At 67.0% G+C, this 15735-nt stretch carries 16 protein-coding genes; 1 reads left to right on the top strand and 15 read right to left on the bottom strand.

All coding sequences use genetic code 11. The annotated features are described in order from the left end of the window. The first annotated feature begins 181 nt into the window (after positions 1-181). On the top strand, positions 182-1057 hold the full coding sequence (locus C1H66_RS10375) for a LysR family transcriptional regulator (protein WP_102627816.1): 876 nt from the start codon (positions 182-184) through the stop codon (positions 1055-1057). An 8-nt stretch (positions 1058-1065) separates the two neighbouring features. Here the strand turns inward: C1H66_RS10375 and C1H66_RS10370 are convergent, their stop codons facing one another. The 15 genes from C1H66_RS10370 to catC all read right to left on the bottom strand — a co-directional run bounded on the left by C1H66_RS10370 (position 1066) and on the right by catC (position 15594). Then, entirely contained in the window at positions 1066-1479 is a 414-nt protein-coding gene (locus C1H66_RS10370) for an aminoacyl-tRNA deacylase (protein WP_240618273.1), read from the bottom strand. A 97-nt stretch (positions 1480-1576) separates the two neighbouring features. Then, entirely contained in the window at positions 1577-2383 is an 807-nt protein-coding gene (locus tag C1H66_RS10365; RefSeq protein ID WP_102627814.1) for a universal stress protein, read from the bottom strand. 53 nt (positions 2384-2436) lie between these two features. After that, entirely contained in the window at positions 2437-3651 is a 1215-nt protein-coding gene (locus tag C1H66_RS10360) for a benzoate/H(+) symporter BenE family transporter (RefSeq protein ID WP_102627813.1), read from the bottom strand. A gap of 21 nt (positions 3652-3672) precedes the next feature. Next, on the bottom strand, positions 3673-4425 hold the full coding sequence (locus C1H66_RS10355) for an ABC transporter ATP-binding protein (protein ID WP_102627812.1): 753 nt from the start codon (positions 4423-4425) through the stop codon (positions 3673-3675). Next, entirely contained in the window at positions 4422-5186 is a 765-nt protein-coding gene (locus C1H66_RS10350; protein ID WP_102627811.1) for an ABC transporter ATP-binding protein, read from the bottom strand. The genes C1H66_RS10355 and C1H66_RS10350 overlap by 4 nt, the downstream gene beginning before the upstream one ends. A gap of 3 nt (positions 5187-5189) precedes the next feature. Next, positions 5190-6269 carry a branched-chain amino acid ABC transporter permease gene (locus tag C1H66_RS10345; RefSeq protein ID WP_102627810.1) on the bottom strand — a complete coding sequence of 360 codons (1080 nt, stop codon included), beginning with the start codon at positions 6267-6269 and terminating at the stop codon, positions 5190-5192. 12 nt (positions 6270-6281) lie between these two features. Further along, positions 6282-7142, bottom strand: a complete 861-nt coding sequence (locus C1H66_RS10340; RefSeq protein ID WP_102627809.1) for a branched-chain amino acid ABC transporter permease — start codon at positions 7140-7142, stop codon at positions 6282-6284. 70 nt (positions 7143-7212) lie between these two features. Further along, positions 7213-8385: an ABC transporter substrate-binding protein gene (locus tag C1H66_RS10335; RefSeq protein ID WP_102627808.1), complete on the bottom strand. Its 1173-nt coding sequence runs from the start codon at positions 8383-8385 to the stop codon at positions 7213-7215. 126 nt (positions 8386-8511) lie between these two features. Next, the gene (gene benB / locus C1H66_RS10330) at positions 8512-9000 is read right to left on the bottom strand and encodes a benzoate 1,2-dioxygenase small subunit (RefSeq protein WP_102627807.1); all 489 of its coding nucleotides are present in this window, start codon (positions 8998-9000) and stop codon (positions 8512-8514) included. A 29-nt stretch (positions 9001-9029) separates the two neighbouring features. Beyond that, positions 9030-10397, bottom strand: a complete 1368-nt coding sequence (locus C1H66_RS10325) for a Rieske 2Fe-2S domain-containing protein (RefSeq protein WP_102627806.1) — start codon at positions 10395-10397, stop codon at positions 9030-9032. Positions 10398-10568: 171 nt separating this feature from the next. After that, positions 10569-11543, bottom strand: coding sequence for a catechol 1,2-dioxygenase (gene catA, locus C1H66_RS10320; protein WP_102627805.1), 975 nt, complete (start codon positions 11541-11543; stop codon positions 10569-10571). A gap of 484 nt (positions 11544-12027) precedes the next feature. Next, complete coding sequence (locus tag C1H66_RS10315; protein ID WP_102627804.1) at positions 12028-13269, bottom strand: benzoate/H(+) symporter BenE family transporter; 1242 nt, start codon at positions 13267-13269, stop codon at positions 12028-12030. 91 nt (positions 13270-13360) lie between these two features. Beyond that, the gene (benD, locus tag C1H66_RS10310) at positions 13361-14155 is read right to left on the bottom strand and encodes a benzoate diol dehydrogenase BenD (protein ID WP_102627803.1); all 795 of its coding nucleotides are present in this window, start codon (positions 14153-14155) and stop codon (positions 13361-13363) included. Further along, entirely contained in the window at positions 14152-15192 is a 1041-nt protein-coding gene (gene benC, locus C1H66_RS10305; protein ID WP_102627802.1) for a benzoate 1,2-dioxygenase electron transfer component BenC, read from the bottom strand. Before benC ends, benD begins: the two co-directional genes overlap by 4 nt. A gap of 111 nt (positions 15193-15303) precedes the next feature. Then, on the bottom strand, positions 15304-15594 hold the full coding sequence (gene catC / locus C1H66_RS10300; protein WP_102627801.1) for a muconolactone Delta-isomerase: 291 nt from the start codon (positions 15592-15594) through the stop codon (positions 15304-15306). Positions 15595-15735: the final 141 nt, after the last annotated feature.

Below are 15735 nucleotides of genomic sequence, written 5' to 3'. Positions count from 1 at the left end.
ATGGAGAGCTTGTGGGGGCGGATGGTCGGCAGGTCGACCAGTTGCGTCTGGATGGACTCGATCACGGCGGTCATGGCGGCACTCGATCCGGGGAAAGTGTCGGGATTGACGAGCAGTGTGATTGCACCACGATGACGAAACCAATATTGTTTGGACACCCTGCCATACCTTGGGAGGTATGATGGAACTGCGCCAGCTACGCACCTTCTGCATCGTCGCCGAGGAGCTCAACCTGACCCGGGCGGCCGAGCGGCTTCATATGACCCAGCCGCCGCTCTCCCGCAAGATCAAGGCCCTGGAGGAGGAGCTCGGCTCGCGCCTGTTCGTCAGGAGCCCCCAGGGGCTGGCCCTGACCGCCACCGGCCAGTTCCTCTACGAGCAGGCCCGCCAGCTCCTGGACAAGATGGAGACCACGGCGATGACCATCCGGCGCATGGAGCGCCACCAGCGCCCGCTGCTCGGCATCGGCTTCGTGCCCTCGGTGTTCTACGACCAGCTGCCGCTGCTGGCGAGGGAGCTACGACAAAAGGATGAGGTCGAGCTGTCGCTGATCGAGTTGACCACCGTGCAGCAGGTCCAGGCGCTGAAGACCGGCCGCATCGATATCGGTTTCGGCCGGCTCAAGATCGACGACCCGGACGTGGAGCAGGAGGTGCTGTTCGACGAGCCGCTGATGGCCGCCCTGCCCGAGGGCCATCCCCTGGAGGACACCACGCCCACCCTGGAGGAGCTGGCCCGCTATCCCCTGATCCTCTTCCCTGCCCAGCCCCGTCCCAGCCTGGCCGACATGGTGCAGGGGCTCTTCCACCGGCGCGGCATCAAGACCCGGGTGGTGCAGGAGACCAACGAGTTGCAGACCGCCCTGGGCCTGGTGGCCTCGGGGCTGGGCATCACCCTGGTGCCCGAGCAGGTCAGGAACGTGCAGCGTAGCGGCATCGTCTATGTGCGGCTGGCCGACGCCACCCTCACCACGCCGGTGATCTGCAGCCGGCGCCGGGGCGAGGCGGGCTCGCCCCTGATGCAGGAGATTGGTGCGCTCCTGGCACGCCAGCGTTAGCCGTTTCCTTACATCGCCACTTCCGCCGGCTTCACCAGTCGGTCGAAGGCGCTGTAGGCGAGCTGCATGACCTCACGATGGCTGCCGGCATTGAAGGAAATGAGGTCGGCCTCGGCCAGGTGCGGCGAGACGAACACCTCCAGCTCGAAGAGGTTGCCGAAGGGCGGCATCGCCCCGGGCTCGCAATCGGGAAAACGGTCCTCGAAGTCCGCCTCCTTGGCCAGCTCGACCGACTGGGCACCGACGGACCGAGCCAGCCGCTGAAGGTCGACGCGGTCGGTGGCCGGCAGGACCGTCAGGGCGAGACGACCATCGATCTCGACCATGACGCACTTGGCGAAATGCCGACCGGGCACGTGGGCCGCCTCGGCGACCTCCTGGGCGGTATAGGCCGGAGAATGCTGCTGTATGACGTATTTCACGCCGTTATCGTCGAGAAAGCGTTTGACGCGCGCCATGGACATGGGAATCACCCTCCCGGGTGTCGTTCAAGGGGCCTATCAATCAGCCTAGTCCGCGTCACCGCCGATGGGGAGGCCGCCATACCGCCACCGGGCAGGGCGCCTCGTGGACCACCTCGTGAGTGACGCTGCCGGCCACCACCTGGGTGAGGCCGCTGCGCCCGTGGGTGGTCATGGCCAGCATGATGTTCTCGCCGTCATCGAGGTAGCTGACGATGGCGTCCGCCGGGTCGCCGTGCAGCACCTCCCAGTCCGCCTCGATGCCATGCTCGTGGCGCAGCCGACGGGCCAGGCCGTGGAGATAGCCGGACTCCATCACGTCGCCGTCCCGGGGCAAGGCGCCGGCGGTCCCGGTCTCGATCACCTGCAGCAGCTGCAAGCGTGCCGCGAAGCGCTCGGCCAGGGCCACGGCATGAGGCAGCATCGCCTCGGAGAGCGACGAGCCATCCACGCCGACCATCACCACCTCCACCCGCCGGTGCCGCTCGGGAGCGTAACGCGGCCCGCACAGGAACAGCGGTCGGCGGGCGCGGCGCACCACCCCGGCGGTCACGCTGCCGATCAGCAGCTCGGGTACCGGGCGACGGCCGTGGGCGCTCATGCACAGGCCGACCTCCTCCTGGTCCACCAGGCCGGCCAGGGTGTCCTTGGCGCTGCCGTTCGCCACCACCTCGATGGGCACGGGACTCCCCTCGCCGGCCAGGCGTGTCGTCAGCGCCTCTCGGCGGCGCTCGACCTGCCCCGCCTCGGTGACGACCGAGGCGACCGACAGCGAGGCCCCCAACTGCTCGGCCAGGTGTCGTCCCAGCGCCAGGCCGCGCAAGGAATGATCGGTCTCATCCATGGCCACGTAGAGGGTATGCATCTTGGTTCTCCTCGATCGGTCCTGGCCGGCGCTCCGGATGGCGCTCCCGAGGATCAGGACCGTTGTTTCTCGGACGCCGTGGAGGCGTCACGCCCCCGTGGCAGCGCGAAGGGACGGTGCAGCAGCTGGTAGGCCAGGGCCCCCACCACCACGCCCCAGAAGGCCGAGCCCAGGCCCAGGAAGCTGATTCCCGAGGCGGTGGCGATGAAGGTGATCACCGAGGCCTCCAGGTGGTCCTTGTGGGCGGCGAAGGCGCTGACGTTGCTGGTGATGGCGCCGATCAGCGCCAGGCCGGCCAGCACCGCCACGAACTCCCCGGGCAGCGAGGTGAAGAGCAGCACGATGGTGCCGGCGAAGGTGCCACCGATCAGGTAGAAGACCCCGTTGGCCACTCCGGCCACGTAGCGCTTGTCGGGGTCCTCGTGGGCCTCCCTGCCGGTGCAGATGGCGGCGGTGATGGCCGCCACCACCGTGGTGATGCCGCCGAAGAAGGCGGTCCCGAAGGAGGTCAGGCTGGTGATGGTGACGATCGGCCGGGCCGTCGTGGCGTAGCCCGAGGTGCGCAGGATCGCCATGCCCGGCAGGAACTGCCCGGTGAGGCTGACCAGCACCAGCGGGATCGCCAGGCTCAGGGTGGCGTTCCAGGTCCACTCGGGGCGGATGAACGCCGGCTCGGCCAGCCGGATCGAGACGCCGCTCAGGCTCGCCCCCTCCAGCACCACCGCCAGCACCACGCCGACGATCAGCAACAGGATCAGGCTGTAGCGCGGGGTGAGCCGCTTGAAGGCCAGGTAGGCGATGATCATGCCGATGGCCAGCGCCGGCACCGACTCCAGGGAGACGAAGACCCCGGCCCCGAACTGGAAGAGGATGCCGGCCATCATGGCGCTGGCGATGCCCGGCGGGATCGCCTGGACGATGCGGTCGAAGGAGCCGGTGATGCCGACCACGAAGAGGATCACCGCCGCGGTGAGATAGGCGCCCACGGCCTCGTTGAGCGACAGCCCGGGAAAGAGGGTGACCAGCAGCGCCGTGCCCGGCGCCGACCAGGCGGTGACCACCGGAACCCTGAGCCACAGGCTGAGCCCGATGCCCGAGACGGCGGCCCCCATGGAGATCGCCCAGACCCAGGAGGTCATCATGGCCATGGAGATCTCCGCGCTCTGGGCCGCCTGGAAGAAGATCGCCAGGGGCCCCGAGTAGGAGATCAGCACCGCCACGAAGCCCGCGGTCAGGGCGGGAATCGACCAGTCCTTGTGCAGTTGCATGAAACGTCTCTCCGTCATGCCTCAGGCGACGCCGAGGTGCGTATCGAGAATCGACGGATCCTCCCTGAGGCCCCGGGAGTCGCCGCTGTAGACCACCTCGCCCTTGACCAGCAGCAGGTGGCGGTCGGCCACCTCCAGCAGGTTGTCGATGTTCTTGTCGACGATGATGCTGGCGATGCCGGACGCCTGGATCTCGCGGATGATCTTCCAGATCTCGTCGCGGATCAGCGGCGCCAGCCCCTCGGTGGCCTCGTCGAGGATGATCAGGTCGGGGTTGGTGGTCAGCGCACGGCCGATGGAGAGCATCTGCTGCTCGCCTCCGGAGAGGAAGGAGCCATTGTGGTTGATGCGTTGGCCGAGCCGCGGGAAGGTGTCCAGCACCCGCTCCAGGGTCCAGGGCGTCGCGCCGCGCTCGTTGGGGCGCGCCGCCATGATCAGGTGCTCGCGCACGCTGATGCCGGGGAAGATGCCACGGCCTTCCGGCACGTAGCCGATACCCTGGCGGATCAGCTGCCAGGGACGGCGGCGGGCGGTGGACTGCCCCTTGATGCTGACCTCGCCGCGGCGCGGCGGCACGAAGCCGAGGATCGACTTCAGGGTGGTGGTCTTGCCCATGCCGTTGCGGCCCAGCAGGCTCAGGGTCTCGCCGGGCAACAGGGTCAGGTCGACCCCATGCAGCACATGGCTCTCGCCGTAATAGGTATGCAGGCCCCGCGCCTCGATCAGCGGCGCGGCGGCGACCTGCTCGGAGTGGAGTGGCTGGACGGCAGTCATGGGTGTGCCTCCTCGTGGTGGCGGCCGAGATAGACGTCCCGCACCCTCTCGCTGGCGCGGATCTGGGCGGTGGGACCGGTCTCCAGCACACAGCCGTCGACCATCACGGTGATGCGGTCGGCCAGGCGGAACACCGAGTCCATGTCGTGCTCGATCAGCACCAGGGTGTAGCGGTCGGCCAGACCCTTGAGCAGCTCGGTGACCTGGGCGGTCTCCTCGCGGCCCATGCCGGCCATGGGTTCGTCGAGCAGCATCAGCCTGGGCGCGGTCGCCAGTACCATGGCGATCTGCAGCTGGCGCTGCTCGCCGTAGCTCATGGCCGAGGCCGGCGTATGGGCGCGCTGTACCAGCCGGCAGGTCTCCAGCGCCTGCAGCGCCCGCTCATCGACCTCTCTGGCCTGATGGCGGGAGCGCCAGCTGCCGAACACGCCGCCCATGTGGATGCGCGCCGCCAGCTGGCAGTTCTGCAGGCAGGTAAGCCGCGGGAAGATGTTGGTCTTCTGGTGGCTGCGCCCGATGCCCAGGCGGGCGACATGGCGCGCCTTCCTGCCCTGGATGGGCCGGCCCCGGTAGCGGATCTCGCCCTCGGACGGCGGAAACTCCCCGGAGAGCAGGTTGATCAGGGTGCTCTTGCCGGCGCCGTTGGGCCCCAGGATGGCGTGGATCTCGTTCTCGCGGACGTCGAAGTCGACGTCGTTGACCGCCACCAGGCCGCCGAAGCGACGGGTCAGGCCCCGGGTCTGCAGCATGATGTCACTCATGGCTTACCCCTCCCGACTCGGTGCAGAGGCGGCCGGCTTGACGGCCTCAGAGGTTGGCGCGGCCTGGCCAGGCTTCAGCCACCTGAGCAGCGGCGACTTGGCCAGCCTGGCCCGGCTCGGTGGATCGATGATCAGCCCGGCGATGCCTCGGGGCAGGATCAGCACGGCGAGGATGATGGTGAGGCCCATCAGGATCGGCCAGTGGGGGGTCAGGTGCTCGAAGGTGTGCTGGAGGATCTCGTAGGCGAAGGCCCCCAGGATCGGGCCAAAGATGGTGCCCATGCCGCCCAGGATCAGCATCATCAACACCTCGCCGGAGGCGTGCCAGCCGAGCTGTGCGGGGTTGGCGAAGCCGTACTGCATGGCCGCCAGCATGCCGGCGATGGAGGCCATCACCCCGGAGATCACGAAGGCGACCAGTTTGTAGTGGCTGGTGGCATAGCCCAGCGCTTCCATGCGGTGCTCGTTGTCATGGATGCCGTCGAGGACCTGACCATAGAAGGAGCGGGTCAGCCAGCGCAGGAAGAGGTAGCCGACCACCACCAGGGCCAGGCACAGGTAGAAGAAGGTCAGCGGGTTGTCGAGGTCGAGCAGCACGGCTCCGCCGAGCTCCACGCTGGGCCGGAACATGATGAAGACCCCGTCCGTGCCCCCGGTATGCCGGGAGGTGTTGACGAAGTAGTAGAGCATCTGGCCGAAGGCCAGGGTGGTCATGATGAAGAAGATGCCCCGGGTGCGAATCACCAGGAAGCCCACCACCAGGGCGGCCAGCGCCGAGACCAGCATTACCAGCGGGACCATCCACCAGATGGCGGCCGGGCTGAAGTCGGGGCTGGCGAGGGCCAGGGTGTAGGCGCCCAGGCCGAAGAACAGGGCGTGGCCGAGGCTGACCAGGCCGACGATGCCCACCAGCAGATCCAGGCTCATGGCAAACAGCGCCAGGATCAGCATCAGGGTCAGTTTCTCCATCAGGAAGTCGCTCTGCGCGCCGAACACGGCGGGGCCCCAGAGCGGAAAGACGGCGACGACGGCGGTCAGCACCAGCATGATGACGACGACGCGCTTGGGATAGGTATGCAACATGATGGGACTCCCTCAGGCGAACAGCCCGCGTGGCTTGACCAGCAGCACGGCGGCCATGATCAGGTAGATGACCATGCTGGCCAGGCTCGGGATCAGCACCGCCCCGAAGGTCTCGGCCATGCCGATCAGGATCGCGCCCCAGAAGGCCCCCTTGATCGATCCGATGCCGCCGATGACCACCACCACGAAGCAGGTGATCAGGATGCTGTCCCCCATCCCCGGGGCGATGGAGGTGAGCGGCGCGGCGATCATCCCGGCGAAGGCGGTGAGCGCCACCCCGACGCTGAAGATCAGGGTGAAGAGGGTGCGCACGTTGATGCCGAGCCCCTCCACCATGTCGCGGTTCACCGCCCCGGCGCGGATGATGATGCCCAGCCGGGTATGGCGGATCACCCAGTAGATGACGCCAGCCAGCGCCAGGCAGACGCCCATCACGAACAGCCGGTAGTGGGAGTACTGCAGGTTGTCGGTGAGCCGGATGCGCCCGCTGAACAGCTCCGGGACCGGCACGCTGTGGACATCGCCGCCCCAGATGATGCGCTGCATCTCGTTGAGCACCAGGATCAGGCCGAAGGTGAGCAGCACCTGGTAGAGGTGGTCGCGCTTGTAGAGGGTGTCGAGGAACAGCCGCTCGATGAGCAGGCCGAGCGCGACGGCGACGGGAATGGCCACCAGGATGGCCAGCCAGAAGTTGCCCAGCCGGAAGGTCAGGTCGTAGACCAGATAGGCCCCGATCATGTACATGGCGCCATGGGCCAGGTTGATGATGCCCATGATGCCGAAGATGAGCGTCAGGCCGCTGGCGATCAGGAACAGCAGCAGGCCGTACTGCAGCCCGTTGAGCAGCTGCACGCCGAAGAATGCGAGATCCATGGAAGATCCCTCCGCAAATACGCGATGAAGGGGCGAGCGGTGCCCGCCCCACGGTCATGACATGCCGGCCTTACATGCGGCAGGCGTCGTCGGGGACCTCGAGGTTTTCGAAGGCGATGCCCTGGACCTCGTGCCGGCCGTTGCGGATCTCGCGCAGGTAGATGTTCTGGATCGGATGGTGGGAGCCGGAGAAGCGCAGTGGGCCGCGCGGGCTGTCGAGCTGCACGTTGGACAGGGCCGCGATCAGCCGGTCCTTGTCCCCGGTGTCGCCGCCCACCGCTTCCATGGCTTGCAGCAGCAGCATGCCGGTATCGTAGCCCTGTACCGCATAGGCGTCGGGCAGCTCACCATAGGCGTCCCGATAGGCCTCGACGAAGGCACGGTTCTGCGGGGTGTCGAGGGTCTCGGCATAGTGCAGGGTGGTCATCACGCCCTCACCCGCCTCGCCGATCGCCGCCAGGTTGCCTTCGGTGAGGAAGCCCGAGCCGAGCAGCGGGATCGAGTCCTTGAGGCCGGACGCCGCATAGTCACGCACGAAGCTCACGCCCCCGCCGCCGGCGAAGAAGGTATAGACGGCATCCGGGCGCAGGCTGGCGATCTGGGCCAGATAGCTCTGGAACTCGGTGCCCGGGAAGGGCACCAGGATCTGCTCGATGATCTCGCCGCCCGCCTCGGTGAAGGCCTGCTCGAAGCCGGCGAGATCCTCCTTGCCGCCGGCGTAGTCCCAGGTGATGGTGACGACCCTGCGGTGGCCTCGGTCGTAGGCCACCTTGCCCATGGGGTAGCTGTCCTGCCACATGCTGTGGGAGGTGCGGAAGACATTGGGCATGCACAGTTCGTTGGTGGCCGCGCCCAGGCCGGCATTGGGAATGATGGTCACGGCGCCGGTCTGCTGGGCCACGCGCAGCATGCCCATGGCCACCCCGGAGTGCACCGGGCCGATGACGAAGTCGACGTTGTCGCCGCGCACCAGGCGGCTCATGTTCTGCGGCGCCTTGGAGGGATTCGCCTCGGAGTCGAGCTTCACGTACTCCACGTCCCGACCGCCCAGCTGGTTGCCGTGCTGGCTCATGGCCAGCTCCAGGCCATTGGTGATCGCCTCGCCCAGCGCCGTGTAGGTGCCGGTATAGGGCAGCATCAGGCCGAGCTTGACGGGGTCATCACTGGCAGTGGCGGCACCGGCCAGGGTCAGGCCGGCACCGATCAGGGAAGCGAGGGCGGTCTTCTTGAAGGTCGTTTTCATTGTGTTCACCAGGGGGTCTTGTTGGTATTGGGCCGATGGTGACGCGGGCGATGTCACGGTGATCGGTCACGGGTCGTGGTCGTGCGCGGCCTCCCTGCCGCCTGACGGTCGTCCCTCCGCACCGGATCAGACGTGGTAGACGTCGATGACCTGGTGGATGTAGTCGTTGTTGAGCTGGATCACCTTGCGGGTGATCAGCGGCGTCTCGCCCGACACGTCTAGGGTGTAGAAGGAGGTCCCGAAGAACGTCTGGGTCTCCTTGTAGCGGTGGTTCAGGGTCTGCCAGTTGAAGCGCAGCTCCACCCGGTCACCCTCCTCCTCGAGCACCTCGAGGTTGCTGATCTGGTGGGTGGTGCGCGGCTCCGGCGTGCTCGCCCCACTGCGCTCGGTCTTGATCCGGTAGACCCTGTCCTCCAGCCCCTCGCGGTTCGGGTAGTAGATCAGCGAGATCTCGCTGTGCGGGTCGCGGGTCAGCTGGTCGTCGTCGTCCCAGGCCGGCATCCAGAACTCGACGTCCTTGCTGTAGCAGGTCAGCCACTCGTCCCACTGGCGGTCGTCGAGCAGACGCGCCTCGCGGTACAGGAAGGCCTGGATCTCGTGATAGCTAAGGCTCATGGTGTCTCTCCCCTGTCAGGTCGCTCGGCTTACGCGGAGGCGGTGGCGATAAACTGGCTGCGCTCTTTCTCGATGGCGCGCAGCATCTCCTCGACCCAGTGCTGGTGATGCAGCACGTAGAGCCCTTCGTCCTCGGGTGAGGCCCCGCTCATCAGCGGCTTCATGTCGATCGCCTTCGCGTTGTCGTCGGCGCCCTCGATCCACTGCCTGGCCCCGCGGGACAGGTCGTTCCACTCGGCCAGCGCGCCGTGGTAGCCGGTCTGGCAGCCGCGGAACTCCTCGAGGTCGTCAGGCGTGCCCATGCCCGAGACGTTGAAGAAGTCCTCGTACTGGCGGATACGGATCCGCCGGCTCTCGGCGGACTCGCCCCTGGGCGCGAAGCAGTAGATGGTCACCTCGGTCTCGTCGACGCCGATCGGGCGCAGCACGCGGATCTGGGTGGAGAACTGGTCCATCAGGTAGACGTTGGGGTAGAGGCAGAGGTTACGGGTCTGGTTGACGATGGAGTCGGCCCGCGCCGCGCCGTACTGCTCCTCGATCCATGCCTTGTTCTGGTAGACCGGGCGCACCTCGGGGTTGAGCAGCCGGGTCCACAGCATCATGTGGCCGTTCGCGTAGGAGTAGAAACCGCCCTGGCTCTTCGACCAGCCGTCGGCGTCCACCGCCTTGGTGCCGCCGGCGTCGTAGTTGCGGCGGTCCATGGTGGAGGCGTAGTTCCAGTGCACGGTGCTGACGTGGTAGCCGTCGGCGCCGTTCTCGGCCTGCAGCTTCCAGTTGCCCTTGAAGGTGTAGGAGGAGGTGCCGCGCAGTACCTCGAGGCCTTCCGGCGCCTGGTCGACGATGTTGTCGATGACCTTGGTGGTCTCGCCGAGGTATTCCTCGAGTGGCAGCACGTCGTCATTCAGGCTGCCGAACAGGAAGCCCTTGTAGCTCTCGAAGCGCGGCACCCGCGTGAGGTCGTGGGAGCCCTCCTGCTTGAAGCCCTCCGGGTAGGCGCCGGTCTTCTCGTTCTTGGCCTTGAGCAGCTTGCCGTCGTTCTTGAAGGTCCAGCCGTGGAAGGGGCAGGTGAAGGTGCCCTTGTTGCCGCGCTTGCGGCGGCACAGGGTGGCGCCGCGGTGGGCGCAGGCGTTGATCAGCGCATGCAGCTCGCCGGCCTTGTCGCGGGTGATCACCACCGGCTGGCGACCCATGGTCACCGTCATGTAGTCGCCCGGCTCGCTGATCTGGCTCTCGTGGGCCAGGAACAGCCAGTTGCCTTCGAAGATGTGCTTCATCTCCAGGTCGAAGAATTCGCGGTCGGTGAACATGCTGCGGTGGCAGCGGAAGATGCCCTGCTCGGCGTCGTCGACGACGGCACCGCGCACGCGCTTCTCGAGTTGATCAAGCTTGCTGGTCATGATCGGACTCCTGGCGTCTCGGTAGAGACTCTGGTTAGGCCAACACGTCTCGTCCTGTCGGAAGCCAAGGCTTCCCCAACCCATGGCGGCGGAACCGCCATGGCGAGACATGCATTCTGGGAATCTGGGGTGCGTCGGCCGGCGGCCGACGCGGGGGTTCATGCCATGGCCTCAGACCCTGGCGGTAGCGGCCAGCTGGCTGCTGGCGTCCTGCTCGTCTTCCTTGGCCCGCGGGCGAGCGTGACGGGTCTGCAGCTCGGGCTTGTCGGTCCTGGCCAGCTCGATGTCGAACACCACCTCGGCGAACGGGCCGTCCAGCTCGCGCCTGGCGATCTCGCCCTGGTCCTCGATGCGGTTCGCGGGCACCACCAGCTCCTCGCGGGTGGCGAAGGCGAAGTCGTCCCAGGTGTAGGGGTCGCCGGCCAGGTTGATCTGGGTGGTAAGGTGCTGGTGGCCCGGCGCCGAGATGAAGTAGTGGATGTGCGCCGGACGCTCGCCGTGACGACCCAGGGACTTGAGCACCACGTCGGTGGGAGCGCCTTCCGGCACGCCGTAGCCGGAGGGAATGATGCTGCGCGCGGTGTAGCGGCCGTCGGCATCGGTGACGATGGTGCGGCGCAGGTTGTACTCGCTCTGGGTCGGGTCGAAGAAGGAGTAGCCGCCCCTGGAGTTGGCATGCCAGATCTCGACCTTGGCGCCGGCGACCGGGGTGCCGTCGACGTCACGCACCTGGCCGGTCAGCCACATGGTCTCGCCGTCCGGGTCCTGGCCGTCGTCCATGCGCGCGAAGCCCTCGGCCTCCGGGGCGCCGGCTACGTAGAGCGGCCCCTCGATGGTGCGCGGGGTGCCGCCGGTGCGCTTGGCCTCGGCGTCGATGGCGTCCTGGCGCATGTCCAGGAAGTGGTCGAAACCGAGCCCCGGCGACAGCAGGCCGAACTGGGTCTGCCCGCCCAGGGCGTTGAGCAGGCTGACGGCGGACCAGTACTCCTCGGGGGTGACGTCGAAGTCATCGATCAGCTTGAACAGGTCGGAGAGCAGGCGGTGCATGATCTGCTTGGCGCGCTCGTTGCCGCCCGCCTGGTCGAAGCCGGCGATGGTCTTGAGGAAGTCCTGGACGTCGGGGGTATCGAAGATCTTCACGGTCATGATGGTGTGCTCTCATTTTGTGATCTCGGAGTTGATTCTGGCCAGCGGAGCAACCTGCCACCAATATCGAATGGGTTCCCTTCCATACCTCCTGGGTATTGCTTGGAAGCGGCCGCCGCGTGTCGCCGGGTACCGCTCCCGACTCCCAGGGCCACGGGTATCAGCCTTGTTTTTCATGCACTTGAAAAACGCATTTGGCCACCGTAGGGATACCTTTGGAGCAGACTGCCCCAGGCCGAGCCATTCCAGATCTCGCATGAGGGGCCTCGCATGCCCCGCGCCATGCGGTTCCTGGCCCCGGAGAGCGTCCCCGACACCTCCCTCGGGCTTCGTTATCCGGCAAAATTGCGACAAAAGAATAAGAAGGCCACCCCACCGACCACTTGGCCCCGCCTCCTCCGGCGCGCACGCAAAAAAGCCCGTGCTGCGCAGGCAGGCACGGGCCAAGGAGGATGCCACTCGGAAGCATCGTTCAGGGGATGGCTCAACCGCCCTGCTTGGCGACCCGACGCTCGAGGAGGAACTCGAAGTCCCTGGCCTCGAAGATCAGCGAGATGAAGACGCCCAGCACCAGCGCCCAGAAGGACGAGCCGATGCCCAGGATCTGCAGGCCGGAGGCGGCAATCAGGAAGGAGAATAGCCCTCCCATCTCGTGCTTGCCCGAGAACGCCATGTGCATCGCCGAGGTGATCACTCGGAGCAGGGCCAGGCCGGCGATGATGGCGATGAAGTAGCCCGGCATGGCCTCGATCAGGCTGACCACGAAACCGTAGAAGGGGGCGGCCACCACGAAGATCGCCCCGGCGATCACCGCCGCCACCCAGCGCTTGTCGCGATCGCCGGCCTCCGGTGAGGAGCAGATGCCGGTCATCGGCGCCGCGATGCAGGTGCTGTGCAGGTTGAAGAAGGCCGAGATCATGGTGCCGACGCCGCCCACCGCGGTGATGGCGTTGGCCGGCACCTCCTTGTAGCCCATGCCCTTGACCAGCCCCACCCCGGCGGGGGTCTCCATGCCCACCAGGATGAGGGCCAGCGGCAGGCCATAGGCCAGGAAGGCGCCCAGGGTGAACTCCGGGACGATGAACTCGGGGAAGGTCACCGAGAACGCCACGCCGGAGAAGTCGACGCCGGAGTAGGCCATGTAGGCGATGCCGGCCAGCATGGCGACGATCAGCGGCGGCACCCGGCGCAGCAGGCGCGCCGAGAAGAAGAAGGCCAGGATCATGATCGCCGCCGGCAGCATGGCGTTCTCCAGCGGCGCCACCATGTTGAGCCCGAACTTGAGCAGGATGCCGGCCACCATGCCCATCACGATCGGCATCGGGATCAGCTTCATGACGATGCCCATCACCCCGGCCAGGCCGGCGACCAGCGAGATGGCGCCGGCGATCAGGGTGGCGCCCAGGGCCGCCTCGAGTCCGACCACGGGAATGATCGCCGCGAACAGCAGCGCCCCGGGGATGGAGTTGGCCATGGGCAGGGGCAGCCGGTAGTAGGCCGGCATGACGAGGCCGAACAGGCCGTTGATCATCAGGTAGCTGATGACCCAGATCATGATGAAGTGGGAATCGAGCCCCGCGGCGGTGCCGGCACTGATATGGATGATGCCGGCGCTGAGGCCGAAGATGCCGGCGACGAGACCCGCGCTGACGTTGTCGACGTTGAGGTCTCGAAGGAAGTCTCCGGGCGCGCGCCTGAGGCTGACGCCCTTCTCGATATGTTTCACGGTGTGCTCCAGGGGGATTGTTGTCATTGATCGTTGGGGCTGCCCGGGAGCAGGCCTTCGGAAGGCCGGCCCCGCGCGAAGGCGTCAAGATTTAGCCAAGGTCGCCACCCGCCACCGGCAGCACGCTGCCAGTGATGTAGCTGGCGTCCTCCGAGGCCAGGAACAGGATGGGTGCGGCCATCTCGTCCAGGGTGCCGTAGCGGTGCATCAGGCAGCTCTCCCTGGTCTGGTCGATATGCGCCTGGAACCAGGCCTGCTCCTGCTCGTTGCGTGGCTCGGGCGTGCCGCGCGAGATACGCCGCGGCGGCGCCTCGGTACCTCCGGGGGCGGTGGCCACGACCCGGATGCCGTGCTCGGCATATTCGAAGGCCAGGGACGCCGTCATGGCATTGATCCCGCCCTTGGCCGCCGAGTAGGGAATCCGGTGGATACCGCGCGTCGCCGCCGAGGACACGTTGACGATGACGCCACTGCCCTGCGCCACCATGGCCGGCAGTGCGGCGCGGCAGCACCACAGGGTCGGCATCAGCGAGCGCGTGATCTCGGCGGCGATCTCGGTATCGCTGAACTCGGTGAACGGCTTGAAGTTGATGGCGCCGCCCACGTTGTTGATCAGGATGTCGACCCGGCCGAAGCGTTCGACGGTGCGGGTCATCACGTCCACGGCACCTTCCCAGGTCTCCAGGTCGGCCTGCAGGGCGATGGCATCCACACCCTGCTCGCATAGCCCGGCCACCACCTCATGGATGAGGTCGGCACGATCCACCAGGGCCAGGCGGGCGCCTTCGGCGCCGGCCCGCTCGGCGACCCGTTGGCCGATGCCCTGGGCAGCCCCGGTGACCACCATCACCCGGTCCTGAAAACGCACGCCCGTGAAGCGGCTCATGCGGCCTCCCCCACCTGGTTCGGTGTGAACTTCTCGTAGTGAAAGCTCTGGGGCACGATGCCCTCGGCGTCGAAGTACTTGAGCACGGCATCGACCATGGGCGGCGGCCCGCACAGGTAGACATCCACATCGCCGTCGTGCATCACCTCGGCGTCCATGTGGTGGGTCACGTAGCCCTTGCGCGGATGATCGCTGGCCTCGTCCACTACCACGGTGGCGTAGGTGAAGGTCGGCAGTCGCTCCTTGAGGGCCTCCAGGGCGTCCACCTTGACCAGGTGATCGTCCTTGTTGACCCCGTAGATCAGGTGCACCGGCTGATCGCCGCCCTTCCCGTCTTCCCGTTTCTGGGCCAGCTGGGCGAGCATGGAGAGGAAGGGCGCGAGGCCCGTGCCGCCCGCCAGCATCAGCACCGGGCGGGTGACCTCGCGCAGGTAGAAGCTGCCCAACGGCCCGGTCAGGGGCAGGCGATCGCCCACCGCGGCGCGCTCGGACAGGTAGCCGCTCATCACCCCGCCCGGGATGTTGCGGATCAGGAAGGTGGCGCGCTTCTCCCCCGGCAGCGAGCTGAAGGAGTAGGAGCGATGTGCCCCGGCACCCGGCACGTCGATATGCACGTACTGGCCGGGCAGAAAGGCCAGCTCGGCGTCTTCGTCCAGATCCACCACCAGCTCGATGCTGTCCTCGGAGAGCCGCTCGACCGCGGCTACCGTGCCCTCGACCTTGCCCACCTCGGTCTTGCACAGGGTGGAGGCCACCGGCACCTGGATGACGCAATCCGCGGACGGCACCATCTGGCAGGTCAGCACCATGCCCTCGGCGGCCTCCTCGTCGGAGAGCGCGTCCTCGATGTACTCGTCGCCCATGTCGAACTCGCCCTGTTCACAGTGCCCCTTGCAGGTGCCGCAGACGCCGTCGGAACAGTCCATCGGCAGGTTGACCTTCTGCCGGTAGGCGGCGTCGAGCACCGTTTCGCCTGCCTTGCAGCCGATGAAGCGGGTGATGCCGTCCTCGAAGTTCAGCGCGATGGTGTAGCTCATGGTCGTTCTCCTCCCGCACCGGGTCGGCGTGACCCGGTCGGATTGATGGATGTCGATGACCGCTTGTCGAAGCCGGCGACGGCCTTCGTGTCGGTGCGGCCGGACGGCGACTCAGGTGTCGTCGTCACGCACGGAAGAGGGATGCCGGCACAGCGGCTTGACGCGGATCTCCATGTACGGAAAAAGCGGCAGGTTCGAGACGAGCTCCTGCAGTTCGGCGTTGTCCTCGACGTCGAAGATGCTGACGTTCGAGTAGCTGCCGGCCACCCGCCACAGGTGGCGCCACTTGCCGGAGCGCTGCAGCTCCTGGGAATAGGCCTTCTCGGTGGCCTTGATCTCGGCGGCCTGCTCGGCCGGCATCTCGGGGGGCAGCTTGACGGTCATTTCCACCTGGAACAGCATCCGGTCTCTCCTTCTGGGTTGGCTCTGAGGTTCATGACTTGCGCGAATAGTGGGCCAGCTTGTCCTCATCCAGCCGGACGCCGAGCCCCGGGCCGGTCGGCAGCTCGACGCCGAAGTCGTGGTAGCGCAGCGGCGTCTCGA

Source organism: Halomonas heilongjiangensis (assembly GCF_002879645.1).
GTDB classification, from domain to species: domain Bacteria; phylum Pseudomonadota; class Gammaproteobacteria; order Pseudomonadales; family Halomonadaceae; genus Halomonas; species Halomonas heilongjiangensis.
This window is presented reverse-complemented; position numbering and strand designations above follow the sequence as displayed.

Coding starts and splice junctions, on each gene's coding strand:
- C1H66_RS10345 (WP_102627810.1), bottom strand. CDS start 6,269: ATGTTGCATACCTATCCCAAGCGCGTCGTCGTCATCATGCTGGTGCTG.
- benB (WP_102627807.1), bottom strand. CDS start 9,000: ATGAGCCTTAGCTATCACGAGATCCAGGCCTTCCTGTACCGCGAGGCG.
- benC (WP_102627802.1), bottom strand. CDS start 15,192: ATGAGCTACACCATCGCGCTGAACTTCGAGGACGGCATCACCCGCTTC.
- C1H66_RS10335 (WP_102627808.1), bottom strand. CDS start 8,385: ATGAAAACGACCTTCAAGAAGACCGCCCTCGCTTCCCTGATCGGTGCC.
- C1H66_RS10365 (WP_102627814.1), bottom strand. CDS start 2,383: ATGCATACCCTCTACGTGGCCATGGATGAGACCGATCATTCCTTGCGC.
- C1H66_RS10325 (WP_102627806.1), bottom strand. CDS start 10,397: ATGACCAGCAAGCTTGATCAACTCGAGAAGCGCGTGCGCGGTGCCGTC.
- C1H66_RS10360 (WP_102627813.1), bottom strand. CDS start 3,651: ATGCAACTGCACAAGGACTGGTCGATTCCCGCCCTGACCGCGGGCTTC.
- catC (WP_102627801.1), bottom strand. CDS start 15,594: ATGCTGTTCCAGGTGGAAATGACCGTCAAGCTGCCCCCCGAGATGCCG.
- C1H66_RS10350 (WP_102627811.1), bottom strand. CDS start 5,186: ATGAGTGACATCATGCTGCAGACCCGGGGCCTGACCCGTCGCTTCGGC.
- C1H66_RS10375 (WP_102627816.1), top strand. CDS start 182: ATGGAACTGCGCCAGCTACGCACCTTCTGCATCGTCGCCGAGGAGCTC.
- catA (WP_102627805.1), bottom strand. CDS start 11,543: ATGACCGTGAAGATCTTCGATACCCCCGACGTCCAGGACTTCCTCAAG.
- C1H66_RS10355 (WP_102627812.1), bottom strand. CDS start 4,425: ATGACTGCCGTCCAGCCACTCCACTCCGAGCAGGTCGCCGCCGCGCCG.
- C1H66_RS10340 (WP_102627809.1), bottom strand. CDS start 7,142: ATGGATCTCGCATTCTTCGGCGTGCAGCTGCTCAACGGGCTGCAGTAC.
- benD (WP_102627803.1), bottom strand. CDS start 14,155: ATGAGCCGCTTCACGGGCGTGCGTTTTCAGGACCGGGTGATGGTGGTC.